This is a genomic window from Paraburkholderia sp. J10-1, from assembly GCF_905220165.1.
Classification (GTDB): Bacteria; Pseudomonadota; Gammaproteobacteria; order Burkholderiales; family Burkholderiaceae; genus Paraburkholderia.
In genome coordinates this window covers 187,932-214,013 of record NZ_CAJMYW010000010.1, presented here as the reverse complement: position 1 = coordinate 214,013, position 26,082 = coordinate 187,932, and the positions used below count along the sequence as shown (strand labels likewise).

The following is a 26,082-nucleotide window of genomic DNA, read 5'->3' as shown; positions in this document are numbered from 1 at the left end:
ATTGTACTGAGCGAACCTCGCCTGACAACCCGGAGCGGACCCTCATGCGGGTCACGCGAAACGCATAAATGGCGCGATGCCTTGCGCGTGGTCGTGCGTCTGTCAGAAGCGCGGCAATTCAGGGTGCGGCAGCAGATTGCCCCGCACGTGCATGCGCCCGTATTCGGCGCAGCGCGCTCGCGTGGGGATCCCCTTGTCGGGGTTCAGCAGTCTGGCCGGGTCGAACGCGTGTTTCACCGCGTGAAACGCATCGCGCTCCTGCGGCGAGAATTGCACGCACATCGAATTGATCTTTTCGATGCCCACACCGTGCTCGCCCGTCACCGTGCCGCCCAGTTCTACGCAGGTTTCGAGAATGTCCGAGCCAAAGGCCTCGGCGCGGTGCCATTCGTCGAGGTCATTACCGTTGAAGAGAATGAGCGGGTGCATGTTGCCGTCGCCCGCATGGAATACGTTGATGCAGCGCAGCCCATACTGCTTTTCCATCTCGTGGATGCGCGCGAGCAGCGGCCCGATCGCGCGGCGCGGTACCGTGCCGTCCATGCAGTAATAGTCGGGCGAAATGCGGCCCGCCGCCGGAAACGCGTTCTTGCGGCCCGACCAGAAGCGCAGGCGTTCTTCCTCAGTGCGCGAGATCTGGATGCGCGTGGCGCCATGCTCGCGCAGCACCGTGGTCGTGCGCGCGATTTCGTCGGCGACTTCCTCGGGCGTGCCGTCGGCTTCGCACAGCAGGATCGCGGCGGCGTCGAGGTCGTAGCCGGCGTTCACGAACTCCTCCACGGCGCGCGTGGCTGGCTTGTCCATCATCTCCAGGCCCGCCGGAATGATGCCCGAGGCAATGATGCCCGCTACGGCGTCGCCACCCTTCACGACATCGTCGAAGCTCGCCATGATGACCTGCGCCGTTTGCGGGCGCGGAATCAGCTTGACGGTCACTTCGGTAACGATCGCGAACATGCCTTCGCTGCCGATCATCACCGCGAGCAGATCGAGGCCCGGCGCATCGGGCGCAAGCGAGCCGAATTCGACGATCTCGCCATCCATCGTCACGGCGCGCACGCGCAGCACGTTGTGCACGGTGAGACCGTACTTGAGGCAGTGCACGCCGCCCGAATTCTCCGAAACGTTGCCGCCTATCGTGCAGGCGATCTGCGAGGAGGGATCCGGCGCGTAGTAGAGGCCGAAAGGCGCCGCCGCTTCGGAAACGGCCAGATTGCGCACGCCAGGCTGTACGGTAGCCGTGCGCGCGTACGGATCGACTTCGAGAATGCGCTTGAAGCGCGCGAGCGAGAGCACGATGCCGTGCCGGATCGGCATGGCGCCGCCCGACAGGCCGGTGCCCGCGCCGCGCGGCACGACCGGCACGTCGAGCCGCCGGCAGATCTGCACGATGCGCTGCACCTGCGACTCGGTTTCCGGCAGCGCCACTGCGAGCGGCAGCCGCCGGTAGGCGGCAAGGCCGTCGCACTCGTAGGCGACGGTGTCCTCCTCGCGATGCAGCAGGCAATGCGCCGGCAGCACGGCCATCAACGCCTGGACCACCTCACGCTGACGCTGCGCGAGCGCCTCCGGGCTCAGCTCGGGCAAGTTCGCGTCTGGTGCGTTCATGTCTCCTCCCGTCTGTTGCGGTTGTTTGCGCTCGCTAAGCGCTTTTGCGCGCGTGTCGCGCTTGCTCGTCGGTTACGCCGCCCAGCTGAAGATCTTGCCCGGATTCATCAGGTTGTGCGGATCGAGTGCGTGCTTGATCGCGCGCATCGTGTCGATGGTGTCCGCGCCGTGCTCCTCCACGAGAAAACCCATCTTGTGCAGACCCACGCCGTGCTCGCCCGTGCAGGTGCCGTCCATTGCGATCGCGCGCTGCACGATGCGGTGGTTCAGGCGCTCGGCCTCGTCGATCTCCTCGGGCTTGTCAGGATCGATCAGGATCGCCACGTGGAAGTTGCCGTCGCCCACGTGGCCGACGATCGGGCAGGGCAGCGGCGAGGCTTTGAGATCGGTTTCGGTCTCGATCACGCATTCGGCGAGGCGCGAGATCGGCACGCACACGTCGGTCGTCACGGCGCGGCAGCCGGGCTTCAGTTGCAGCATCGCGAAATAGGCGTTGTGGCGTGCGTTCCACAGGCGGCTGCGGTCCTCGGGGCGCGTGGCCCACTCGAAGCCTTCGCCGCCATGCTGTGCGGCAAGCTCCTGCACGAGCTGTGCTTGCTCCGCGACGCCCGCCTCGGTGCCGTGAAATTCGAAGAAGAGCGTGTGCTTCTCGCGCAGCGTGAGATTCGAATGCTTGTTGATCGCGCGCACCGCGAGCGAGTCGATGAATTCCACGCGCGCGATCGGCACGCCAATCTGAATCGTTTCGATCACCGTGCGCACGGCCTCGGCCATCGAAGGGAACGCGCACACCGCCGCCGAGACCGCCTCGGGCTGCGGGTAGAGCCGCACCGTGATTTCGGTGATCACGCCGAGCGTGCCTTCCGAACCCACGAAAAGGCGCGTGAGGTCGTAGCCTGCCGACGACTTGCGTGCGCGCGTGCCGGTTTTGACCACGCGGCCGTCGGCGAGTACGGCGGTCAGGCCGAGCACGTTCTCGCGCATCGTGCCGTAGCGCACGGCGTTGGTGCCCGAGGCGCGCGTGGCCGTCATGCCGCCGATGCTCGCGTCGGCGCCCGGGTCGATCGGGAAGAAAAGACCCGTGTCGCGCAGTGCTTCATTGAGCTGCTTGCGCGAGATGCCGGGCTCGACCGTCACCGTGAGGTCTTCGGCGTTGATCGAGAGCACGCGGTTCATCTGCGAGAGGTCGATCGACACGCCGCCCTGCACGGCCAGCAAGTGACCTTCGAGCGACGAACCGTTGCCGTAGGGAATGATCGGCACGCCATGACGGGCGCACAGCTTGACGACGGTCTGAATGTCCTCGGTGCTCTGCGCGAACACCACGGCGTCGGGCAGTTGCGGATCGAAGGGGGACTCGTCGCGGCCGTGGTGGGCGCGCACGGCTTCCGAGGTGGAGACGTGTTCGCCGAACGCGCTGCGCAGTTCATCGAGGAGTTCGGCGGGGAACGGGCGGCGTGCGAGGGCCGGCGGCGCGGGGTGATTCACGCGGGTGTCTCCTTCGTATGGGTATGACTTCTGGCGTGGACCATTTTACGCTGAACGTCCGGGGCGCAAAGCCGCGCTCCCTTTGCTGCGACGCATCAAACTTATAATGGCCGCCGGATGTGCGCGCTTTCGGTGGCGCTGGGCGCGCGTCACGCGCGAACTGCGCGAATTTTTCGCCTCGGAGGGCACGACATGGGCAATCGCCTGAGCAAGATCGCAACGCGCACCGGTGACGACGGCTCTACGGGTCTCGGCGACGGCAGCCGCGTGCGCAAGGACGACGCGCGCATCGCCGCGATCGGCGACGTCGACGAACTGAACTCGCAGATCGGCGTGTTGCTGTGCGAGGCACTGCCCGATGATGTGCGCGAGGCGCTCGTCGCCATCCAGCACGACCTGTTCGATCTGGGCGGCGAACTGTGCATTCCGGGCCACACGCTCGTGACCGACGAACACCTCGCGCGGCTCGACGCCTGGCTCGCGCATTACAACGGCACGCTGCCGCCGCTCAAGGAATTCATTCTCCCAGGCGGCTCACGGGCTGCCGCGCTCGCCCATGTGTGCCGCACGGTGTGCCGGCGCGCCGAGCGCGCTGTCGTCGCACTGGGCGCGGCGCCGAACTCGGGCCCGCCGCTCGCCGATACGCCGCGCCGCTACATCAACCGGCTCTCCGATCTGCTGTTCGTGCTCGCGCGCGTGCTTAATCGGGCTGAGGGAGGCAGCGACGTGCTTTGGCGGCACGACCGTGGCGCAGGCAAGGGCGAGTAGGGAATAAAAGGGCGCAAGCAGCGCGTCATCGCCGAAAGGGACTGTCTAACGCACCGCAAAAGCCCTGCCGAAGTCCCCCCACGGCCATCCGCCGCGAATTCACGCCTCGCACAATCCGCAGATTGCCGGGGTGCGACAAAATGCCCGGGTCTGGCTGCCTCGTTAAAGATGTATCTTATGTGCATCTTTAACGAGGAGAAGCTGCAAATGACTGCGCTCACCGCCGACCAGATGGCCCGCGTGAAGGCCACTGCGCCCGTTTTCGCCGAACACGGCGCCACGATCACCAAGCACTTCTACAAGCGGATGTTCGCCGCGCACCCCGAGCTCAAGAACATCTTCAACCAGACGCACCAGCAAAGCGGCAGTCAGCCCGAAACGCTCGCACGCGCGGTCTATGCCTACGCGGCGAACATCGACAATCTGGGCGCGCTCGGTGGCGCTGTCACGCATATCGCGCACAAGCACGCGAGCCTGAACATCCGTCCGGAGCACTATCCGATCGTCGGCCGCCATCTGCTCGGCGCGGTCGTGGACGTGCTCGGCGACGCCGTGGACCAGCCCACGCTCGACGCCTGGGCCGTGGCCTACGAGCAACTCGCGAACATCATGATCGGCACCGAGGCGAAGCTGTACGAGGGCGCCTCGTGGAGCGGCTTCCGCCCGTTCAAGGTGATGCGCAAGCAAGTCGAAAGCGACGAAATTACCTCGTTCTATCTCGCGCCGGCCGACGGCGCATCCGCAGGCGGCTTCGAGCCGGGGCAGTACGTGAGCGTGACGCGCTTCGTCGACAAGCTTGGCGTGGACCAGCCGCGTCAGTACAGCCTTTCGGACGCGCCTCACGGCAAGTGGCTGCGCATTTCGGTGAAGCGCGAAGCCGGCCGAGGCGAGGCACAGCCGGGCCACGTGTCGAACCTCATGCATGACGGCGTGGAAGAGGGCGCGGTGGTGCACGTGAGCGCGCCGATGGGCGAGTTCACGCTCGATCGCAAGAAGACGACGCCGGTCGTGCTGATGAGCGGCGGCGTGGGCATCACGCCGATGAAGTCGATGCTCTCCACGTTGATCGCGGAGCGCAGCGAGCGCAAGGTGACCTTCGTGCACGCATGCCGCAACGCGAAGGTGCACGCATTCCGCGACTTCCTGCGTCACGCTGTTTCCGAGTACCCGAACGTCAAGCGCGCGGTGTTCTACGAAGAAGTCGGCGCAAACGACCGCCGCGGCGTGGACTACGACTTCGAAGGGCGCATCGATATCGGCCGCATCGAAGCCGACGTGCTGCTGCCCGACGCCGACTACTACCTGTGCGGCCCCGTGGCGTTCATGCGCGAGCAGCGCGAGGCGCTCGTTGCCCGCGGCGTCGACGCCTCGCGCATTCACACGGAGATTTTCGGCTCCGGCATGCTGTAACGGCGCGTACTGGTGTTAACTATTAGTAGAACGAATGAAAAGACGCCGCGTGAAAACGCGGCGTCTTGCGTGTGAGGCAGTCAATCGTGTATCGATTTGCAACGGAAGTCATTCGGTCGAAGCCCGCCGGTTGACCGCGCGATACCCCGATGGCGAAATCGAGAGCCTGCGCCGGAAGATGCGCGCAAGGCGCTCGCCGCGCGGCACGCCGCAGCGTTGCGCGATCTCGTCGATCGGAAGATTGGTTTGCGCGAGCAACAGGCAACTCGCATCGAGCCGGGTACGCAGCAGGTATTCGGACGGCGTGAGTCCCGTTTGCGTCTTGAAGTGGCGCAGGAAGTTGCGCATGCTCATCTGCGCGACACGCGCCGCATCGGCGACCGAGATCGGCTGATGGTAGTTCTCGCGCAGCCAGTGAGCGGCCGAGCTGATCTTGCCGTTTGCGCTGTCCGCTTCGCCATCGTCGAGCATAGGGCCGAGCCGCTCCCACGAGCCCGGCATCGAGTCCTCGGAAACGCGCTGCGCAAGCGCCACGCCATGATTGCGCTTGACCACCTTCAGCGCCGCGACGAGCGCCTCGGAAGGCGTCACGACCGAAGCGCCGGCGTTGCGCGCTTCCAGCGCGCGGCGCAGCCGCTGCGCCGAGTTCGCCGTATTGCCGCCCGTGCGCAGGAAGGGCACGTCGGCGGCGGCGAGCACGGCGCGTCCCTCGCCGAGTGCGCGGATGATGCGCACTTTCGGTGCGAGCATCTGAAGCCGCGTGATGAGCCGCGGATTGTCGCGCGCCATCATCGCACCGGGGCCGCCGGCGATGAACAGTGTGTCAAAGCCGCTGCGCAGCGGGCCATGCAGGCTCTCGGACCAGATCCGCAAGCCGCAGCCGCTGGCCACGTTGCCGCCAGGCTCGGAAAGCATCACGACCGAATAAGCAGGAAGCGTGTCGGCGCAGGCATCGTTCGCGAGACGAAACACGTCGGCGAGCAAGGTCACATCCCCGAGCGGGAAGCCCTCGAAAACCAGGATGCCTATGCGTTTGGCCACGTGTCCGAACTTCAAGTGAGCGCCGCGCGGCTGGAAAGCGGCTTGCCGGCAGACCACCCTGTCGATGTACATGGCCGGTTCCTCGCGCAGAAAGGATTCGCAGGAGTACGTTGCGTTTTTGCGCCGCGCGCCCTGATCCGGCTGCTTGGGGCTGCTTTGGGCTGTTACATGCGGTCACATCACGCTCTCGGGATTCATGATAGGCCGGTGCGTCCCTGACGCACGGCGCAGTCTGAAAATGCCGAGAAGTTGGCAGAATGGCTCGATATGCGCTGGGAGGCGGGGCTGGCCCTGGCCGGGCGTTGCGCTTGGGCGCCGTCAGTACATACAAGCGCGCACAAGGGCGAACGCGCCCCACGCGCGAGGTATTCGAAAGCCGCGCGGAACGCAGAGGGGCGGGTGTGTGTGTGGCGCTTGCGCGTTTTCAGCAAAAATATTGTTTCGTATTCTTGTGCACGTCGTCGCGCTTGAGTAGCTCCTCGGGCCAGAGCCACGCGTACTGGCTATGCTGGTCGAAGCGCCCGACGGGCACCGTGCTGTCCAGCATGAATGCATAGGCGAGCACCACATAGTGCGTGCCGATACCGTTCTCCGCCGCGAAGTTGTCGGGATAGTGATGTTCGTATACGCCGACGAAGCGCGCCGAGGAGCGTTGCATGCTCGCAATGCCCAGCTCTGTTTCGACGATGCGCGTGAACGCGGCGTCCAGCCGTTCGTCCTTGTGAATGCGTCCGCCCGGAACGAACCAGGTGCCGCGTGCGGGGCGATTGCGCCGCTGGCCCACGAGCACACGGCCGTCGGCGTCGGCGACGATCAAGTCGATCGCGACGAGCGGTGCGAGCCGCACCACCTCCAGGAATTCTGTCGGTGAGAGCATGGACGAGCGTATCCGCGGGGTGTCGGTCGTGTCGATTAGATGATCCGAAGCGCAGTCGCTGCGCACACGGCGCGTGCGAGGCACGTTCAAGAGCAGTCTAGGCGGGCCAATATCGCGTTGCACTGTCCGCAACCGCCGAAGTCTCGCTATCGTGGGCCAAGATGCGGCTAGCCGACCAGGCGCTCAAGGCTTCGGCGCGACGTAGCCCGCGGGTGTGACAGCGTTCGATCTGGCGATATCGGCGTTGTCCGACACCACATAAACGGGCGATTCGGTCAGGCGCAGCGGGAGCATGCCGTCGTTGTAAGTCATCGTGGTCGGATTGCCCATCATGTCGAAGACGCTGACCTGGCCCGAGCGCCCGCGCGCGTCCACCTGAAGCGTGTAGTTCGTTGCACGCGTGGCATCGAAGCCCGTCTTCGCGCTCCAGCGAGCGTTGTCGTGGCTCCACAGCGCGGTGATCACCTTGCCGCCGCCTTTGCCGTCTTTATTGCCGCCACCGCCCGGACGCGCGAACGCGTACGCATAGACGCCCGCCGGCGTGCCGCGCAGCGGCCCGAGCGTATACGTACCGTCGATCAGCCGCGTCATGGTCGCGACCGCGAGCGCGGCCGGCTTCGGACTGATGTTCGACGCGCCATACATGCCCTTCGGATGCTCGAGTTCAAAGAACACGCCATAGCCGGGCGTCGTCTCCGGCATGTCCGCGCCATAGAAGATGAACGTGGTGTCCGCGCCTTCGCCAAGCAGGATCAGATGCGCGCGCGCGACCACCGCACCTTGCGCGTAGAGCGTTTGCGCGTCGGGATAGTTGGCCGCGTAGTTCGTACCAATGTCGTAACTAATACCTGTTTCGGTGACAAAGAGCGGCGCGCCGGGCTTGAGCATGTCGCGCATTGTCGCGCGCAGCTCGCGCATGGCCTCGGGCAGCGAAAGCGTGCCCTTTTCGGGCGCGCCGTACAAACGCTCCGGTGGATGCGAAGGGCTCGTGCCGAAATCGTAGTAGCCGTGGATCGTCACGCCGTCGATATATTTAGCAATGCCAAACGGTGCGAACTTCTTGAGCCACTCGGTGTTGCCCTGCACGCCTGCATAGGTTGGGCCCATCACGATCGCCGACGTGTCGGTGGAGTGCAACCCCTCGTAGACGGTCTTGTAGAGATCGACGAAATGCGCGTCCGTGTCTTTCCACGGCAGCCCGCCGTCCTTGTCGGGCTCCCATGTGACCTGATAGTAATTGTGCGCCTGGCGGGGGAAGACGCGCGCGCGGATGCGTGCGGACTCCGTGCCTACGCGCGCCATGTAATCGCGCAACTGGGCCAGTGAAGAAGGCAGGTAGCTGTGGGTCTCCTGGCCGTTCGGGCTCGCCCACGCGGGAAAGCCGTCGACCGTGATCAAGCGCATGATGTCGCCGGGCTTGAACTGCAGATCGAGTTCTGAGGCGGCGGGGTCGAATGTATTGGGACCTTTCGGTTCCATGACGTACCAGCCGCGCTTGTCGTTGGCCCATGCCAGGCCGAGGTTCGTGTAGAGCGGACGCAAGCCGTCGCCGCCGCAGCAGTGCTGGCCGGGCGCGATATATGCTGAGCCTTGGCCGCCGAAGCGGTGCAGGTCCTGGCGCGTAAAGGCGGGTGCGGGAAGTGCTGCGCTCACATCGGGCAGCACGCCGAACGTCGTGATGCCGGCTGGCCGCGTGCCGCGCTGGGGCAAACCAGTCGAGGGCTGCGAAGCCAGCGACGCCGAAAACGCGAAGTAGCCCGCCTGTGGCAGCGTGCAGGTGAGCGACGTGATGCGAGGGCCGGCTGCTACCGTGAAGTTGCCGCTGGCCTGCGGGCGGCTCCACGTATCCGCGATCTGCCATTGCACCTTGTCGTCGCGCGTCGCGCGCGTGGTCACGTCGATTCGCACGCTCTTGCCGCGCGGAAAAAGCCGCGTGCCGTCGCTGCCGGGCGTATCGGCCGAGATGGGATCGTCGCTTGCGTCTGTCGCCGCGCGGCTGTCGGCGCTCCTGCAAACGGGCGCGTCGGCGGCGCGGCAATTCATGGCCGGCAGAAGGATGCCGAGTGCGAGCGCCGCAGCCGGCAACCATGAACAGGCGCGCGAGCGGCGCGCGAAACGAGGCGTCACGAGTGCGGATGCAAGGGCTAGGCGCGATGTCATGGGCAGGTTCCTCACTGCATGAAAGGGTAAGCCTAGTTGTTCGAGCCAGTCATTTGACGCCAGCGTCCAGGCTTTTCGCGCAATTTTCCCTCGAAGCTCCGCGTGCAGGTTGTGCAGTGCTCTCGGAGTCCAATCATATAAGGCGGGATTTTGTGAATTTTTTTATTGTGCGGCGCAAACAGGATTTAACAGGTTTAAAATTCGCATCGCGTGCTCGAAATCCGGGCGCAAAGCTTCTTAAACATCATTTAATCAGACGAATAGAGGCGCAGTCTTTTATTGCTCGTTTCTCTTCCATCCCATGCGCACGCATCGATCGGAAGGCATCGAACGATTTTGTCGTAACAAAGGCGAAAATACCGGCCTGTAACGGTTATCCGGCACTTTTGCCCAAACCGATGTAATCGAACAAATTGCCTTTCACGCAGTTTGCGTTTTGTCATTCGACTTGGCGCCCAAGCTTCTAAACGGTCCTCGACCGGACTAAATGCGCCAATGTCTCGCCAGTTTCGGTCAGTCGTCGTTGCAGGAATTTTTCTCTGCATATGATGCACTGCACATGGAATGCTATCGAAATGCTATTACCGGGACTTTTCGCTTGATACGGGGGATTGTTTAGGGGAAAAGCATGGCGTACGCAAGTCTGGATTTACCGTCGTTCAGTCGCCCGCATCTAGTGACCGCGGGCATCAGTCGAGAGGTGCGTCATATCGCAATTCTGCTGTTCGATGGTTGTTCGCTCCTCGGCGCCGGCATTGTGGCTGAAGTGTTTCATGTGGCGAACGAACTCTCGACAGACACCGCTCGCAGTTCACCATACGATGTCAGCATCCTTTCGGCCGATGGCGGCAACGTGACGTGCTCGTCGTCGGTACGGGTCTGGACGGACGGACTCGATGCTCGCCACTACGTCGGTTTCGACGCGCTGTTCGTGGCGGGTGGCAAGGGCGCCTTCGCGGCCGCCAACGACGAGCGTCTCGTCGCATGGCTGCGTCGCGTGCATGCGAATACCGGCACCATTCGTCCGATTGGTGAAGGTCGTTCACTGCTCGAGGCGGCGAGTCTGTGCGGCCAGCGCACCCAGCACGAGTTCGGCTCGTATGCGGTGCAAACGGGCCGCGAGGAAGCAAGCGGCGACGCCGGCGACCGGCTCGAGTCGATGAAGAGCGCACTCACGCTCGTCAAGCGCGATCTCGGTGTGGATGTGGCGCGTGCCGTGACTGAGCGGCTCATGCCCGATTCGGGCGGCAACCTGTTGCCGTTTCTCGGCGATGCGCTCGGCAGCGCACCGGCTGACAAAGTCCGTGCAGCCGCGCGTTGGCTGCAGGAAAACTGTCAGCGCGCCATTTCGATAGCCGACGCGGCACAGGTCGCAGCGATGAGCGAGCGAAACTTCCTGCGCCGCTTCAAGCTGGAGATGGGCATCACGCCATCCGATTACCTCTTGCATGCGCGCCTTGCCATCACCTGCAGCCTGCTCACCGATTCGGAGTTGCCGGTCGACAAGATCGCGCGCCGCACGGGCATGGGCAATGGCGACCGCCTCGCCAAGATCTTTCGCAAGCGCATGATGATTTCGCCCACCGAATACCGCGAGCAAAGCCGCCGCGAGGCCGGCGTAGCCGTCTCGTAACGCCGCGGTAACAACGGTCGCACTTCGTTACAAACGGGGTCGCTTTTCGCGAGCCGAGGTGATCCTGCCCGATATGAAGGAGTCCGAAGATGAATGAGAGGTCATCGATTCAGGAGGGCCAGAGTCAGGCTCGCGTCGAAGCCGCGGCGTGCACGCGTATCGTGCCTGTCGTGCTGGCGGGAGGGTCCGGAACGCGTTTGTGGCCGATGTCGCGCGAACATTTCCCTAAGCAGCTAATTGGTGTGGTGGGCAGCGATACGCTGCTGCAGGCAACCGTGCATCGGTTAGACGGCTTTTCATCGGAGTGGCAGGTCGCGAGCGCGCCAATTGTCGTATGTGGTGAAGAACACCGCTTCGTGATCGCAGAGCAGTTGCATGCGTGCGGTATCGACGCGCGGCTCGTGGTCGAGCCCGCGCGGCGCGACACGGCGCCGGCGCTCACGCTCGGTGCAGCGCTTGCGTGCGCGAACGGTGACGACGCGATTCTCATCGTCATGCCTTCGGACCATGCGATTGCCGATACGGATGCGCTGCAGAGCGCGCTCGAATGCGCCGCGCGCCACGCGCAGCGCGGCGCGATCGTGACGCTCGGCGTGCCGCCGCGCTCGCCCGAAACGGGGTTTGGTTACATCCGTGTGGGCGAGGCGATTGCCGACGGCGCGCACCGTATCGACGGCTTCGTCGAAAAGCCCGCGCCGGAACTCGCCACGCAATACATCGCACAGGGCGGCTACTGGTGGAACAGCGGCATCTTCGTGATGCGCGCGAGCGTCTGGCTCGACTCGCTGCGCGCACTGCAGCCCGACATGCATGCAGCGTGCCTTGCTGCATTCGTCGATGGAAAGGAAGACGGCGCCGTGTTCCGTCCGGGCACGGAGGCCTTCAAGGGCGCGCCCGCCGACTCGATCGACTACGCGGTCATGGAGCGGCTATCGGGCAGCAATGGCTGGACGCCCGAGGGCGTGGTGGTCGCGCTCGATGCGGGCTGGTCCGACCTCGGCTCGTGGGACGCCGTGTGGGCCGCGATGGAAAAAGACGAAGACGGCAACGTCGGGCGCGGGCGCGTGGTGTTCGAGGGGGCGGTTGCGACGTACGCGCATTCCGACGGCAGGCTCGTGGCTTGCGTGGGGACCTCGAACCTCGTGGTGGTCGAGACCGCCGATGCGGTTCTCGTCGCGGACCGCTCGAAAGTGCAGGACGTGAAGGGGCTCGTTGCGCGCATCAAGGCCGAGCATGCGCCCGAAGCGGATTCGCATCGCAAGGTGCAACGTCCGTGGGGCTTCTACGATTCGATCGATTCCGGCGAGCGCTTTCAGGTCAAGCGCATCGTCGTCACGCCTGGCGCGCGGCTCTCGCTGCAACTGCATCACCATCGCGCCGAGCACTGGACGGTCGTGCGCGGCACCGCGCTCGTCACGCGTGGTGAGGAATCCTTTCTTATGACGGAGAACGAGTCCACGTACATTCCGCTCGGCGTGCGTCACCGGCTGGAGAATCCGGGCAAGGTGCCACTCGAAATCATCGAGGTGCAGTCGGGCGCGTATCTGGGAGAGGACGACATCGTCCGTTTCGACGATACGTATGGCCGCTGCGGTTGAGGGCAGCAGCACGGCCTGCAGGGAGAAAAAAGGAGAAAGCATGCGCGAGCTGCAAAATCTGATGGCGAGAGTGCTCGACGTATCTGCCGTGATGATCGGCGCGAGCGTAGCTTCGGAGATCCGCTTCGACGATGTGGTGCCGCGCGGCGTGAACGAAGCCTTCGTGCTGCTCGCCGCCGCGTTCGCGCTCGTGATCTTTCCGGCGTTCGAGCTTTACCAGTCGTGGCGCGGCCGCTCCAAGGCGCTGCTCGCGGGCCAGGTGTCGCTTGCGTGGCTCGTCGTGCAGGGCTGCGCGCTGATCTCGATGTACTCCACGATGCATCATGTCGACGTCGTTTCGCGCCTGTGGTTCGCTTACTGGACCGCGCTTGCAGGCGGCTTGCTCATTACGTGGCGCTTCCTCGCGCACGGCGTGCTTGCGCACATGCGGCGCGCGGGCATGAATCTCCATCAGGTCGCCATTGCGGGGTCCGCGACGCAGTGCGACGAGATCGTGCGGCGCATCGGCGCGGAGCCGGGTTCGGGCTTTCGCGCGAGCGCCCTCTACAACACGACGCCGCAATCGGCGCGGCCCGCCAGCGAGAAAGACACGCCGGTGTGCGACACGATCGAGGCGTTCGCGCAGTACATCCGCGAGCATGACGTGCATGAGTTGTGGCTCGCCCTTTCGCTTGCCGAGGAGCGCACAGTGGTGCGGCTCGTGAGCGAATTTCGCAACGACCTCGTGAATATCCGCTTCATTCCGGACGTGCGCTCGCTGGCGCTATTCGACACCAGTACGGTGATCGAGCTGCTCGGCGTGCCCGCGATCAACCTCGTCGCTTCGCCGCTGCCCGCGAGCGCGCAGTTCAAGAAGGCGGTGTTCGATCGCGTGTTCGCGGCGCTTGCGCTCGTGAGCCTCATGCCGCTACTCATCGGCATCGCCATTGCGGTGAAGTTTTCCTCGCCGGGGCCGGTGCTGTTCAGGCAGCGCCGCAAGGGCGCCGACGGCCGCGTGTTCACGATCTACAAGTACCGCACGATGCGCGAGCACAAGGAAGCGCCCGGCACGGTGAGCCAGGCCACGCGTGACGACCCGCGTGTCACACGTCTCGGCGCGTTCCTGCGCCGCACGAGTCTCGATGAGTTGCCGCAGTTCTACAACGTGCTGCGCGGCGATATGTCGGTGGTCGGTCCCCGCCCGCATGCGCTCGAGCACGACGATCTGTATCAGAGCGTGGTGAAGGGCTATATCCACCGTTATCGCATCAAGCCCGGCATTACCGGCTGGGCGCAGGTCAACGGATTTCGCGGCGAAACCGATCGCCTCGAAAAGATGGAAATGCGTGTAGCGCACGATCTGTATTACCTCGGGCATTGGTCGTTCTGGCTCGACATGCGCATCATCGCGGCCACGGTCGTTCACGGGCTGGTGGGCCGCAACGCGTACTGAGCGCGGCGGCGCATCCGGGCAAGCATCACCAGTCAAGCATCACGAGCAAGCAATACCAGGTTTCGGGAGAAGCAAGATGGCGATGAATTATGACGGCGCTTACTACGGCGCAGCAGCCGCCGACGAGCGATACCTAGGCGACTATCTGCAAACGATGGTGGCGAACTGGCGCGCTATCGCGATCGTGACGCTCGCCGTCACGCTGCTGGGCACGGCCTATGCCTTCCTGGCCACGCCGACCTATCGTGCCGACGTGCTGTTCCACCTCGTCGACAAGGGCGACGCCAGCAAGAAGGACAGCAGCCTGCCGCCGCTCACGGGCATGTTCGACGAGAAGTCGACCGCGAACGGCGTGATCGAAATGCTGAAGTCGCGCAACGTGACCGAGGAAACGGTGCGCAAGCTGCACCTCGACATTTCTGCGCGGCCGCGCGAAATGCCCGTGATTGGCGGCATGCTCTCCAGCATCATGGGCTCGCCCTGGGCGCAGAAGCTGCCCGGCTTCATGCGCCCGGCCGGCTATGCATGGGGTGGCGGCGAGATCAAGGTGTCGCGCTTCGATACGCCCGAAGCGATGTATGAGCGCGATTTCACGCTCGTCGCGGGCGACGAGCCCGGCACGTTCACGCTGCGCGACCCCGACGGCATTCCGCTCCTGGAGGGCCGCGTGGGCGAGGACGTGAGCGCCAATACATCAGTCGGGCCGATCGCGCTGCATGTGGACAGCTTGAGCGGGGAGCCCGGAACGCCTTTCCTGCTCATGCGCGCCTCGACGCTCACCACTGTCGACCGGCTCGAGCGCGCACTCGAAATCCAGGAAGTCGGGCTGCAGTCCGGCGTGATCCGCGCGAGTCTCGAAGGCCACAACAGCAAGATGACGGCCGCGATCCTCAACAACGTGGCGCACGAGTTCATCAAGCAGGACATCGCGAGCCGTTCGGCCGAAGCGGAGCACATGCTCGCGTTCCTCGACGACCAGTTGCCGCAACTGCGCGCGCAGGTGGATACGGCCGAGCAGAAGTACAACAAATTCCGCAACGAGCACGGCACCGTCGATCTCGGCGAAGAAAGCCGGCTGCTGCTCCAGCAGGTGAGCGACAACAAGATTCGTCTCGAAGACCTGCGCCAGCAACGCGCGGAACTCGCGCAGCGTTTCACCGAGCATCACCCGGCCGTTCAGTCGCTCGACGCACAGATCGGCACGCTGCAGGCCGCGCAGTCGCAACTCACGCGCAATGTGGCGCAACTGCCCGATACGGAGCAGTCCGCAGTGCGCCTGTTGCGCGACGTGCATGTGAGCACGGAGCTGTACACGAGCCTCTTGAACAGCGCGCAGCAACTGCGTGTGGCGCGCGCGGGCCAGGTGGGCGACGTGCGCGTGGTCGATTTCGCCGAAGCGCCGGACGATCCCGTGCGTCCGAAGAAGCTGCTCGTGATCGCGCTCGCGATCGGCGCGGGTCTCGTGCTGGGCGTGCTCGTCGCGTTCGTGCGCAAGTCGCTGTACGGCGGCGTGGAGCGCCCGGACGAACTCGAAGCCGCGCTCGGCGTGCCGGTTTTCGCGGTGGTGCCGCGCAGCCCGCAGCAACTGCGGCTGCAGCATCACGTCTCATCGCGCCGGCGCGGTCTGCACGTGCTCGCGCAACAGAACCCGCAGGACGTGGCGGTGGAAGGCGTGCGCAGCCTGCGCACCTCGCTGCAGCTCACGCTCAACGACGCGCGCAACAACATCGTGATGCTCACGGGCTCGCGCCCCGACATCGGCAAATCGTTCCTCTCGGTCAATCTCGCCGCGCTGGTCGCCTCAGTGAACAAGCGCGTGCTGATCGTCGACGGCGACATGCGGCGCGGCGACGTGCACTCGCACTTCGGCATTGTTCACCAGCCGGGCCTCTCCGACGTGCTGCTCGGCGCGGAGCTGGAGCGGGCGATCCAGCGCGAGGTGCTGCCGGGCCTCGACGTGCTCGCCAAGGGCTCGCTGCACTCGCATCCGTCCGAGCTCCTGATGAGTCCGCGTTTCGAGTCGCTGCTGCAGGAGCTGGGCGCGAAGTACGACCTCGTCATCGTCGATACGCCGCCGGTGCTCGCGGTGACCGACTCGACGGTGATCGGACGCTACGCGGGTACGACGCTTCTCGCGATCCGCCATGGCCGCCACCCGATTTCGGAGCTCGAGGAAACGGTCAAGCGCCTGCGCATAGGCGGCGTGAATCTGCGCGGCGTGCTGCTCACCGACGTGCCGAAGACCGGCGCATTCATCGGCGGCGGGTATCGCGGCGGCTACTACGGGTACGAAAGCATTGCAGGGTAGGGCAGCAGGCAGGCAGCAGGACCGCGGCCGGCCGGGGGGCCGCCGCGGCTAGTGGAACCACCGAATCCCATTTCGCTCACGCGAGGAGAGAACGATGGCGATGGCTCGCAAGGTTGCGTTGATCACCGGTATCACCGGTCAGGACGGTTCGTATCTGGCAGAACTGCTGTTGAACAAGGGCTACGAAGTGCACGGTATCAAGCGGCGCTCGTCACTCTTCAACACGGACCGCATCGATCACCTGTATCGGGACGTGCACGACCCGGAACCCGGCATTCAGCTGCATCACGGCGAGCTGACCGATTCCACGGCGCTGCTGCGCGTGATCCAGCGCGTGGCGCCCGACGAAATCTACAACCTCGCCGCGCAAAGCCACGTGGCGGTGTCGTTCGAGGAACCCGAGTACACGGCGAACGCGGACGGCCTCGGCACGCTGCGCATTCTGGAGGCGATTCGCATTCTCGGCCTTACGCAGAAAACGCGCTTTTATCAGGCGTCGACGTCCGAACTGTACGGGCTCGTGCAGGAAGTGCCCCAGCGCGAAACCACGCCGTTCTATCCGCGCAGTCCCTACGCGGTGGCGAAGCTGTTCGCCTACTGGACCACGGTCAATTACCGCGAGGCGCATGGCATCTACGCGTGCAACGGCATCCTCTTCAATCACGAGTCGCCGCAGCGCGGCGAGACGTTCGTCACGCGCAAGATTACGCGTGCGCTAGCGCGCATCGCGGTCGGCCTGCAGAAAATGCTGTATCTCGGCAACCTCTCCGCCATGCGCGACTGGGGCCATGCGCGCGATTACGTCGACATGCAGTGGCGCATGCTTCAGCAAGAGAAGCCCGAAGACTTCGTGATCGCAACCGGCGTGCAGTACAGCGTGCGTGACTTCGTGCGCGTGGCCGCCGAGGAACTGGGCATCACCGTGCGTTTCGAAGGCAGCGGCGTGGACGAGGTCGGCATTGTCGACCAGGTGCAAGCGCGCGACATGCGCATAGAACCGGGCGACGTGATCGTGCGCGTGGACCCGCGCTACTTCCGCCCGACCGAGGTCGAGACGTTGCTCGGCGACGCCTCGAAGGCCCAGGAGAAGCTGGGCTGGAAACCGGTGACGACGTTCCATGCGCTCGTCAAGGAAATGGTGCGCGCCGACTACCAGGCTGCCCGGCGCGACGCACTCGTCAAGCTGGCCGGATTCAGGGCTCTCGAACATCACGAGTGAACGCATGGACAAGAACTCCCGAATCTTCGTGGCCGGCCACCGGGGCATGGTGGGCTCGGCGCTCGTGCGCGCGTTGCAGGCGAATGGATACTGGAACCTCGTCATGCGCACCCATGCGGAACTGGACCTCACGGATCAGGCTGCGGTCGATCGATTTTTCGAAGGCGAGAGCATCGATGCGGTGCTGCTCGCGGCCGCACGCGTGGGCGGCATCCTCGCGAATTCGACGCGGCCCGCGCAGTTCGCGTGGGACAACCTGGCAATCGAGACCAACGTGATCCGCGCGTCGCACAACGCGGGCGTGGAGCGCCTCGTGTTCTTCGGCTCGTCGTGCATTTATCCGCGCGAATGCCCGCAGCCGATCCGCGAAACCTATCTGCTCACCGCGCCGCTCGAGCCGACCAACGAGGCCTACGCGATCGCGAAGATCGCCGGCCTGAAGCTTTGCGAAGCGTACAACCGCCAGTACGGTACGCATTTCGTCTCGCTCATGCCGACCAACCTGTACGGCCCCAACGACAACTACGACCTCGGCAGCAGTCACGTGCTGCCCGCGCTGCTGCGCAAGGCGCATGAGGCGCGCACGAACGGCCAGCGCACGCTGACTGTCTGGGGGTCGGGCAAGCCACGCCGCGAATTCCTGCACGTCGATGATCTCGCCGATGCGACGATCTTCGTGCTGGAGCACGAGACCGGCGACGGCGTCTACAACGTCGGCGTGGGCGAGGACCTGTCGATCCACGATCTCGCGCAGCGCGTGTGCGACGTGGTGGGCTTCGACGGCGAACTGGTATTCGATTCGACCAAGCCCGATGGCACGCCGCGCAAGCTGCTCGATGTGTCGCGCCTGGGCGATCTGGGCTGGCACGCGCACATTGGCCTCGAGGAGGGGCTCGCCCGCACCTACGACGACTTTCTTCAAGCCTATGCCGCACCGGCGCACGAGGCAGGCATGCGGGCTTGATGCGGCCTCACAGGGCCGACGGCTTGCAAACAATCGGCTCGATGGACGAGGGGGAAAGGCGTTTGTTTGGTGGTGGGCGTCGTGCGCGGACCGGATGCACGGCGCCCGCTTTTTTTCGCTCGGCGCGCGAGTCGAAGGAAAGCGGTAGACCAGCAGCTCAAAAAGCAGTTCAGGGACGGAAACAACGCAATGAGAATCCTGATCTACGGACTGAATTACGCGCCCGAAGTGACAGGCGTCGGCAAATACAGCGCCGAAATGGCGGAGCTGCTCGCGGCGCACGGCCATGAAGTGCGCGTGATCTGCGCGCCGCCCTATTACCCGCAATGGCGCGTGCACGACGGCTATCGCGCGGGGCGCTACGCACGCGAAACCTTGCGCGGCGTGAGCGTGTGGCGCGCGCCGCTGTGGGTGCCTTCGCAGCAGGGCGGCCTCAAACGCATCGTGCATCTGGCGAGCTTCGCGCTTTCCTCGCTGCCGCTCCTCGCGCGGCTCGCGGCGTGGCGGCCGGAGGCGGTCATGCTGATCGTGCCGACATTCTTTTGCGCGCCTGGCGCACTGATGCTCGCGCGCGCCGTTGGGGCGGGCAGCTGGCTGCATATTCAGGACTTCGAAGTCGACGCGGCGTTCGATCTGGGGCTGCTCAAGGGCGGCCAGGGCTCACGTCTCGGGCGCGCGGCGCTCGCCTGCGAGCGCTGGCTGTTGCGGCGCTTCGACGCCGTCTCGTCGATTTCGCCGCGCATGGTCGAGCGCGTCATCGACAAGGGCGTGGACGCCTCGCGCGCCGTGTGCCTGCCGAACTGGGTCGATACCCAGGCGATCTTCCCGCTGCCGTATCCGAGCGCGTTCCGGCAGCGCCTTGGCATCCCGCAGGACAACACCGTCGTGCTGTACTCGGGGAACATGGGGGCGAAGCAGGGCATCGAAATTCTCGCGGACGTCGCAACGGCGCTCGCCGCGCGCACGGATATCAGCTTCGTGTTCTGCGGCGACGGCGCGGCCAGGCGAGACCTGATCGCGCGTTGCGAGCCGCTTTCGAACTGTCACGTGCTGCCGCTGCAGCCTGCGTCGATGCTCAATGAACTGCTGAACGTGGCCGATATCCACGTGCTGCCGCAGCGCAACGACGCCGCCGACCTTGTCATGCCCTCGAAGCTCACCGGCATGTTCGCGAGCGGGCGTGCGGTGATCGCCATGGCGCGGCCCGGCACGAGTCTCTTCGACGTGGTCTCGGATCACGGGATTGTCGTGCCGCCCGAAGACGGCGAGGCGCTGGCGGCCGCGATCGTCGAACTGGCCGGGAACCCGGCGCGGCGCGCCGCGCTCGGCCATGCCGCACGGCGCTACGCGAAGCGCATGCTGTCGCCGCAAGCGATCTTCGACGTGCTCGAAGCGAGGCTTGCCGGGCTCGCGAGCGGGGTTGCCGAGCCGGCGAGTCAGACGCGAGTGGAGCCGCAGCCGGCGGCAAGTGGCGCTGCCTCGACGCATCGAGGCGCGGATCAATCTGCCAATGAACCCGCGCATCAAGCAGGCAAAGGCGGATCGACGTTGCCCGAGGTCGAGCAGTCCGATGTCTGATCGACGGCGGCCTTGGGCCGCTAGCAGAGCTTACCAGGGCGACTTGTAGAGCTCGGAGTTGGCCTGGTCCGGCGACCCGTACGGGTTGCTGTATGGATTGCCATAGACCTGGGCGGTCGGCGAGGTTTCGCGGGCGCCGTAGTCGTATCCGGCGCTCGACCGATGGCTACCGGCAGGGTTGCCTGCCGAGCTTCTCACCACCGCGTTGCCGGCGCGAGACCGGCCGTTCGATCCGATCCTGCTGCTCGCGCCACCTCGGCCGTTTCTGCCGCCCGAGGCGCTCGCTTCGCTTGCCGCGTAATCCCCAGGCGTGACGACGTGCATGTGCTTTTCGTTCGTGAGCGCGTCTTGCGCGTCGTCTGGCGAAGCGCCGTTGCTGCTGTATGGGGTCGCGCTGTACGGGTTGTCCGAAGTGCCCGGGCCGCCGAGCAGGCGCTGCTCGTCGAGTTTCTGGCGCTGCACGGCGTTGGTGAGGGTGTCGCCCTGGCTGCTCTGGTATTTCGCATTAGCGGACGAGCCGCCGGAAGGGGCGTTTTGCGCGAACACCGCGCCCGGCCATGCGGCGCACGCGGCTTGCAGCGCAGCGGCGAGCACGTAGGGCGCAAACTGATGTCGATTCAGGCTGGACATGGCATGGATCCCGCGCGCCGCGAATCATGCGGCGTCAAGCCTTCATGTTGCCCACGCAGCGTCGCCCCGCTGCGCCAAAACCCCTGCCGTGTCGGCCACGCGCGGGAGGCGATGCGCAGGCCGCCGGATAATGAAATCGCGGCTCGACGCCGCCCGTTGTCCCGTTGCCGGTTTTCGGCACGGGCTCGCGACGAGCCGGGAAGCACGCAAGCCACATAGAACCGACCCGGGTGGGCAAGGAGCGTTCATGACGGAAGCGGTCGAAGGTTTAGGAACCCTCAAAGGGAACGTCGGCGCGGCCGGCCGCAGGGATGGCGCTGGCGAGGCACCGTCTGCAGGCGTCGCGCCGCCGCAAGCCGCCGCGCAGTCTGCAAGCGCGGAAATCCGCGTGATCGATTTGAGCCGCGCGGGCAAGGGCAACTTCGTTGCGCGCCGCGGCAAGCTCGTGCAGGCCGCCTGGTATCTGGTCGAGACCTGCGTGCTCGACAACCGTCTGCTGCCGCTCTCCGCGCTGCGCGTGAGCTTGCTGCGCCTGTTCGGCGCGAAGGTCGGCGCGGGATGCCGCCTCGTGCACCCCATGCGCGTGAAGGCGCCGTGGAATCTGGAGATGGGCGAGAACTGCTGGATCGGCGTGGACGTGTGGATCTACAACCAGGCGCCCATCCGCATCGGCTCGAACGTCTGCATTTCGCAGGGCGCGTTTCTCAGCGCCGGCTCGCACGACATGCGCACGAACATGGACCTGCACGTCGCGCCTATCGTGATCGAGGACGGCGCGTGGGTCTCGTCGAAATGCGTGGTGCAAATGGGCGTGACGATCGGGCGCTCGGCGGTCGTCACGCCGCTTTCGGTCGTGCATCGCTCGCTGGAAGCCGGCGGCGTGTATGGCGGCAATCCGTGCCGCTTTATTCGCTGGCGTTTTGAGCAGAGCCAGCCGCCCAAGGCATGAGGCGGCGCTCAAGCCGCGGTATGAGCAGGCCAGCAGGCCTGCTCATACGCACACGAACTCCACCCGCTAGTAACCGCCGTAACCGACCGCCCGGCCCGCAGCGGCTGCCTGCGTACTCGGCAGGATCAGGTTGATGACGCGGCTCCACTTCACGAGCGCCGAGGCATCGACGAACACCACGTCGTTCGGCTTCAGGTCGAACTCGTCGGCCGTGGCCATGGCTTCCGGCGTCGACGCGTCGAGGTGGTAGACCGTGCGGTGTCCTTCCTTCTGCCCGCGCACCACGTACACCTGCGAGGCGTCGCCCGATCCCTGGCTGATGCCGCCCGCGTTGCCTAGCGCGTCGTTCAGCGAGAGATGGCCGTTATCGAACGGAAGCGGCCCTGGGTGCCCGACTTCGCCGAGCACGAACACGCGGCTTTCGTTCGCCGAATACACGCGCACGAGGTCGCCGTTTTGCAGCAGGATTTTGTCCGGGTTCACGCCTTCCTTGATCATGTCGGGAATGTTCACCATGATCGTCTTGTCGCCGCGCGTCACGCTAACCCGCGAGCGGTCGCCCGCCGCCGTGAAGCCGCCCGCGCGGTTGATCGCCTCGGGCAGCGACATCGTCATGTCGTTGAGCACCATGAGGCCTGGCGTGCGCACTTCGCCGTCCACATACACACGCCGGCTGCGGTACGACTCGATGCGCAGCGTCACCTGTGGCTTGTTCAGGTAGTAGGCCAGCTTGCTCGCCACGAGATTGCGCGCCTCCATCTCGGTGAGCCCCGCTACGTGGATCGGCCCCACGTAGGCCACCTGGATCGCGCCAGTCGAGTCCACGGTATAGCCCGACTGCACCTGGCTCGCGCTCTGGTCCTGCGACCCGTTACCGCCGCCACCGCCGCCCGTCGGCAAGTTCATCTCGGGGTGATCCCACACGACAATGCTCAGCACGTCGCCGGGCCCGAGCGTGTAGGGCTTGGGCGTGCCGAACAGCGACGAGACGTTGGTCGGGACCGCCGTCGGTCTCTCTGCCGCCTGTTTGGCGACCAACGCGTTGTTGATTTCGACGAGCGCACCCGGCGGCGGTTGATCCCCGTTGCCGCCCGAGCGCGCAGAGTCGGTGGCGGCTTTCGCCTGCGTGACGCTCGACGGCGCCGTCATGCCAGGCGAGAGCGCGCAGCCCGAAATCATGGCTGCGGCCGCCACGATGGCCGCCACCGCCGACAGGGCCGCCCGTGCGCGGCCCGCCGATAACTTGCGCAAACTGCGCGCGGGCTGCGTCGCGGTTGCGGCAGTGGCTGCAGTTGCATGCACGGCTTCGCCGCCAGAACAATCAGGTGTGCTGTTTAACATAGTGTTGCCCCCTTACTCACAGGATTCGCACATCGCCACGAAGGTGCAACGCGCTCACATCGTTCGATTGGTTATGACGCTTGAGCTGCGTTGCTTCGTCACCCCTGCCAATCCCTACCATGACCGCTATCTGATGCTGTTTTTTCTACTTTCCGTTTATTCGGTTTGCTCCGCGGGCTCGCCCTGCGCCATGGCGCTCATCGCACGCCCTCGGTGAAATCGAGCGCCCGCATACGAAGGATGTTCCTGCAGCAAGCCGAGCAGCGAGCGCACCATGCCATCCATCGCGAAGCGTGCATCGAACGTGCGCCGGGCCTGCGCGCGCATCGCGTCGCGCGAGGGTTCGTCGAGCGCGCGCCATGACGCGAAGTTGCGCTGCGTGCCGGCGACCGTGTCGGGCGCGACGAAACCGGCGCCATCCTCATCGATCTCGCGCCATACGCCCACCTTGTCCGAGACCAGCGCGGGCAGCCCGCACGCCAGCGCCTCCGCTACGGATACGCCGAAATTCTCCTGGTGCGAGGGCAGCACGAACACGTCGCTGGCAAAGAACGCACCCCACTTGAGGTTGCCCTGCAGCATGCCCGGCCAGCTGATGCGGTGCGTGATGCCGTGCGTTTGCGCCATCGCCTGCAGCGCGGGCTGCCAGTTGCCCTTGTCGGGGCCGGCCATCAGCAGATGCGCATCCGGCGTTTCGCGCGCATGATCGGCGAACGCCTGAACCAGCACGTCGCAGCCCTTCTTCGGGTGCAGGCGCCCGAGGAACAGCACGATGCGCTTGTTGCGCAGATGCGGCGACTCTTGCAGGAAGGCTTCACGCAACGTGTCCGGGTCCTCGCGCGGCGCATTGGTGCCGAACGGCACGACGCGCTCGTTGGCGCGGTACAGCCAGAACGAATCGCGCGCGAGCAGGCGTTCTTCTTCGGTTGTGAAGATCACGGCGGCGGCGTCGCGCAGCACGCGAAAATCGGCCCACGGCCAGTAGGCCCATTTCTTCAGATGCTTGAGCGGATAAGTCGCCTTGAACCACGGGTCGAGCATGCCGTGCGTGTACACGTAATACGGCAGTTGGGCGTGGCGCAGCGCGCGCCACGCGCCGAAGCCGTGGTATTGCCAGAGCCCGTGCACGATCGCCGCGTCGAAGCGCCTTGCGTTCGCGCGCAGCCACGGCACATAGCCGGGGCTGTATCCGTAGTGGCCGCGGCCCGGGCCCAGGGCGTGCAGCGGCAGCGGGAATTCGCGCACGTAAGGCGCGTCGATCGGGTCGAGCGAGGCCACTTCGATCTGGTGATCGAGCGCCGTCATCGCGAGGCCGCTCTGGCGCACGCCTTCAATCGGGCCGCCCGAACGGGGGTCGACCGTGGACACGAGGTGCAGGATTTTCATCGGGGCTCCGGAGTCGCGTACGTGTTGAGCGGCACCGGCGCCGCCGCGGGCGCCGTGGGTCGGAAGGCAGGCTCGCGCCCGTAGGACGGGTGCAGGCGCTGTCGCTTGCGTTGAAGGTCGATGCGGTAGTGAAGCTGCGAATACAGCGAGACGATGAGCCCGAGCGCGAGGCCATACACGAGGCCCGAAAAACGCGTGCCGAGCGGATTGCCGCCAATCGACGCGCCGGGCAGCGCGGCGAGCACGAGCAGCGCCATGCTGAGCGGCATGAGCATCGGGTGGCGCGGCGCAATGCGGCGCCAGCGCCTGAATGCGCGTCCCGCGACGATGAGCGCGACGATCACCGCGACCGGCATGCAGCCGCCGAACACGATGCCTTCGGCGTAAAGCTGATACACCCAGAAGTTGTGGCCAGCCACCCAGTCGCTGGTGTTGAAGTAATCGTCCTTGCTGAACGTCTGGTTCACGTACTGGTAGTAAATGGGCGAGTAGCGGTAGAGGTGCCCATAACCCTTGCCGAACAGTACCGACTCCACCGATTCGGTCACCTGGTCGTACTGGTCGCGCATTTCCGCAATACGCGTGACCGTGGTGGGGTCGCGGTCGGAGTCCGAGTTTTGCGCGGCGGTCACGCGCTGCGTCCAGTGTTCGGTGATGGACGGGAAGAGCCACGCGGTTCCCACGCCCAGCGCCACAATGAATGAAAGCGCGATGCCGGTGCGGAAGAACGATTTGATCAGATGGCTCACTGAAGGCGAGGCGAGCCACGCCGCGAACATGGCGAGCAGGACGGTCGCGATCAGCAGGCTGCGCGTGACGCTCAGCAACTCGACGATCAGGGTGGCGAGGAACACGATCACCATCGTCATGTTGAAGCGCCGGGCGACGATGAACTGGTGCAACAGCATGCCCTGCAGCGCGAGCATGGTCGGCGAGACGATGCGAAAGCGGATGTCGGCAAGCGGCCCGCCGACAGCCAGCAAGCCGAAGAAGAACGTAAACACGAGGCACAGCACGTTCGCGTAGTAAAGCGCGCGCTGCAACTGCATGACGCGAATGGGGTGCCACGGGCGGCACATGGCCCAGTAGCCGAGCACGAACAGCAGGAACGGCAGGATCACGCGCAGGTACTGGCCGACCGGATTGTGCTGCAGCACTTGAGCAATGAGGCTGCCTATGAGGCTTGCGACGAGCGCGCCCGTCACGAACGAGCGCAGCCGGATCGGACGCGCGAAGCGCGGGCCGATCATCGCGAGAATCAGCGCGCCTGCCAGGGCCGGAATGACGGCCAGCCATTGCGCGCCGTGGCCGAACTGGGAGTCAGGGGCCTTGTAGTCGAAAGCGAGAGGCACGAGGCACACCCAGAGCCACAGAACAGCATGTTTGTTTCGCATCCGCGTTTCTCCCGGTGCGGTGCATAGGGTTGCAAACGCTGCGCAAGAAATATGCGCACCAAACGCGTTGGTTCGACTCAATATAAAACGCCGCAAGCGCCTTGCGCATGCGCGTGGCGGGAAGCGGCTGGGTTGTGGCGGCAGGAAAAAAATTCTGATTTGGCGTGTGGTTTGCTCCACACACCTGGCCGAGAACGGCGGGAACTTGGCGCACGCTGCACGGCGCCAGTGTTCATGATGGGGTCGGCAGGAGTAAGTTTTCCATCGTCTGCCTTGCGCAAGAATCCGGCATGGACGA

Annotated in this window: 19 protein-coding genes; 10 read left to right on the top strand and 9 right to left on the bottom strand. The window is 65.2% G+C overall.

Going from position 1 to position 26,082, the window contains the following annotated elements; genetic code table 11:
- Nucleotides 1-102: 102 nt before the first annotated feature.
- Nucleotides 103-1,608: an FAD-linked oxidase C-terminal domain-containing protein gene (locus U5A65_RS28065; RefSeq protein WP_321913143.1), complete on the bottom strand. Its 1,506-nt coding sequence runs from the start codon at nucleotides 1,606-1,608 to the stop codon at nucleotides 103-105.
- A 72-nt stretch (nucleotides 1,609-1,680) separates the two neighbouring features.
- A complete protein-coding gene (locus tag U5A65_RS28060; protein WP_321948569.1) occupies nucleotides 1,681-3,096 on the bottom strand; it encodes an FAD-binding oxidoreductase in 1,416 nt (471 codons plus the stop codon).
- Nucleotides 3,097-3,288: 192 nt separating this feature from the next.
- On the opposite strand from U5A65_RS28060, the gene U5A65_RS28055 reads away from it, so the two are divergent.
- Both U5A65_RS28055 and hmpA read left to right on the top strand, forming a co-directional pair.
- Complete coding sequence (locus U5A65_RS28055; RefSeq protein WP_321948568.1) at nucleotides 3,289-3,864, top strand: cob(I)yrinic acid a,c-diamide adenosyltransferase; 576 nt, start codon at nucleotides 3,289-3,291, stop codon at nucleotides 3,862-3,864.
- Between the two features lie 207 nt (nucleotides 3,865-4,071).
- A complete protein-coding gene (hmpA, locus tag U5A65_RS28050; RefSeq protein WP_321913140.1) occupies nucleotides 4,072-5,274 on the top strand; it encodes an NO-inducible flavohemoprotein in 1,203 nt (400 codons plus the stop codon).
- Between the two features lie 108 nt (nucleotides 5,275-5,382).
- Here the strand turns inward: hmpA and U5A65_RS28045 are convergent, their stop codons facing one another.
- The 3 genes from U5A65_RS28045 to U5A65_RS28035 form a co-directional block, all read right to left on the bottom strand.
- Complete coding sequence (locus U5A65_RS28045; RefSeq protein ID WP_321934264.1) at nucleotides 5,383-6,387, bottom strand: GlxA family transcriptional regulator; 1,005 nt, start codon at nucleotides 6,385-6,387, stop codon at nucleotides 5,383-5,385.
- A 352-nt stretch (nucleotides 6,388-6,739) separates the two neighbouring features.
- Nucleotides 6,740-7,192 carry a GDP-mannose mannosyl hydrolase gene (locus tag U5A65_RS28040; RefSeq protein ID WP_321913138.1) on the bottom strand — a complete coding sequence of 151 codons (453 nt, stop codon included), beginning with the start codon at nucleotides 7,190-7,192 and terminating at the stop codon, nucleotides 6,740-6,742.
- 183 nt (nucleotides 7,193-7,375) lie between these two features.
- A complete protein-coding gene (locus U5A65_RS28035; RefSeq protein ID WP_321948567.1) occupies nucleotides 7,376-9,352 on the bottom strand; it encodes a hypothetical protein in 1,977 nt (658 codons plus the stop codon).
- A 628-nt stretch (nucleotides 9,353-9,980) separates the two neighbouring features.
- Here U5A65_RS28035 and U5A65_RS28030 point away from each other — a divergent pair.
- The 7 genes from U5A65_RS28030 (at nucleotide 9,981) to U5A65_RS28000 (ending at nucleotide 20,084) form a co-directional block, all read left to right on the top strand.
- Nucleotides 9,981-10,985 (top strand): GlxA family transcriptional regulator, encoded by a 1,005-nt coding sequence (locus U5A65_RS28030; protein ID WP_321913136.1) that lies wholly within the window; start codon nucleotides 9,981-9,983, stop codon nucleotides 10,983-10,985.
- Between the two features lie 89 nt (nucleotides 10,986-11,074).
- Entirely contained in the window at nucleotides 11,075-12,583 is a 1,509-nt protein-coding gene (locus tag U5A65_RS28025) for a mannose-1-phosphate guanylyltransferase/mannose-6-phosphate isomerase (RefSeq protein WP_321948566.1), read from the top strand.
- Between the two features lie 40 nt (nucleotides 12,584-12,623).
- Complete coding sequence (locus tag U5A65_RS28020) at nucleotides 12,624-14,015, top strand: undecaprenyl-phosphate glucose phosphotransferase (RefSeq protein WP_321913134.1); 1,392 nt, start codon at nucleotides 12,624-12,626, stop codon at nucleotides 14,013-14,015.
- A 76-nt stretch (nucleotides 14,016-14,091) separates the two neighbouring features.
- Nucleotides 14,092-16,323, top strand: coding sequence for a polysaccharide biosynthesis tyrosine autokinase (locus U5A65_RS28015; RefSeq protein ID WP_321913133.1), 2,232 nt, complete (start codon nucleotides 14,092-14,094; stop codon nucleotides 16,321-16,323).
- 100 nt (nucleotides 16,324-16,423) lie between these two features.
- Nucleotides 16,424-17,542 (top strand): GDP-mannose 4,6-dehydratase, encoded by a 1,119-nt coding sequence (gene gmd, locus U5A65_RS28010; RefSeq protein ID WP_321913197.1) that lies wholly within the window; start codon nucleotides 16,424-16,426, stop codon nucleotides 17,540-17,542.
- 4 nt (nucleotides 17,543-17,546) lie between these two features.
- A complete protein-coding gene (locus tag U5A65_RS28005; RefSeq protein WP_321934260.1) occupies nucleotides 17,547-18,506 on the top strand; it encodes a GDP-L-fucose synthase in 960 nt (319 codons plus the stop codon).
- Between the two features lie 189 nt (nucleotides 18,507-18,695).
- Complete coding sequence (locus U5A65_RS28000) at nucleotides 18,696-20,084, top strand: glycosyltransferase WbuB (protein ID WP_321948565.1); 1,389 nt, start codon at nucleotides 18,696-18,698, stop codon at nucleotides 20,082-20,084.
- Between the two features lie 30 nt (nucleotides 20,085-20,114).
- Here the strand turns inward: U5A65_RS28000 and U5A65_RS27995 are convergent, their stop codons facing one another.
- Nucleotides 20,115-20,714 (bottom strand): hypothetical protein, encoded by a 600-nt coding sequence (locus U5A65_RS27995; protein ID WP_321948564.1) that lies wholly within the window; start codon nucleotides 20,712-20,714, stop codon nucleotides 20,115-20,117.
- Between the two features lie 247 nt (nucleotides 20,715-20,961).
- Between U5A65_RS27995 and U5A65_RS27990 the strand changes: the two genes are divergently transcribed.
- On the top strand, nucleotides 20,962-21,663 hold the full coding sequence (locus U5A65_RS27990) for a putative colanic acid biosynthesis acetyltransferase (protein WP_321913129.1): 702 nt from the start codon (nucleotides 20,962-20,964) through the stop codon (nucleotides 21,661-21,663).
- A gap of 66 nt (nucleotides 21,664-21,729) precedes the next feature.
- Here U5A65_RS27990 and U5A65_RS27985 read toward each other — a convergent pair whose 3' ends face one another.
- From U5A65_RS27985 to U5A65_RS27975, 3 genes are all read right to left on the bottom strand, one after another.
- The gene (locus tag U5A65_RS27985) at nucleotides 21,730-22,965 is read right to left on the bottom strand and encodes a polysaccharide biosynthesis/export family protein (RefSeq protein WP_321934256.1); all 1,236 of its coding nucleotides are present in this window, start codon (nucleotides 22,963-22,965) and stop codon (nucleotides 21,730-21,732) included.
- Nucleotides 22,966-23,160: 195 nt separating this feature from the next.
- Nucleotides 23,161-24,390 (bottom strand): glycosyltransferase, encoded by a 1,230-nt coding sequence (locus U5A65_RS27980; protein WP_321948563.1) that lies wholly within the window; start codon nucleotides 24,388-24,390, stop codon nucleotides 23,161-23,163.
- The gene (locus U5A65_RS27975; RefSeq protein ID WP_321948562.1) at nucleotides 24,387-25,784 is read right to left on the bottom strand and encodes a sulfite exporter TauE/SafE family protein; all 1,398 of its coding nucleotides are present in this window, start codon (nucleotides 25,782-25,784) and stop codon (nucleotides 24,387-24,389) included. The genes U5A65_RS27980 and U5A65_RS27975 overlap by 4 nt, the downstream gene beginning before the upstream one ends.
- Nucleotides 25,785-26,082 lie beyond the last annotated feature (298 nt).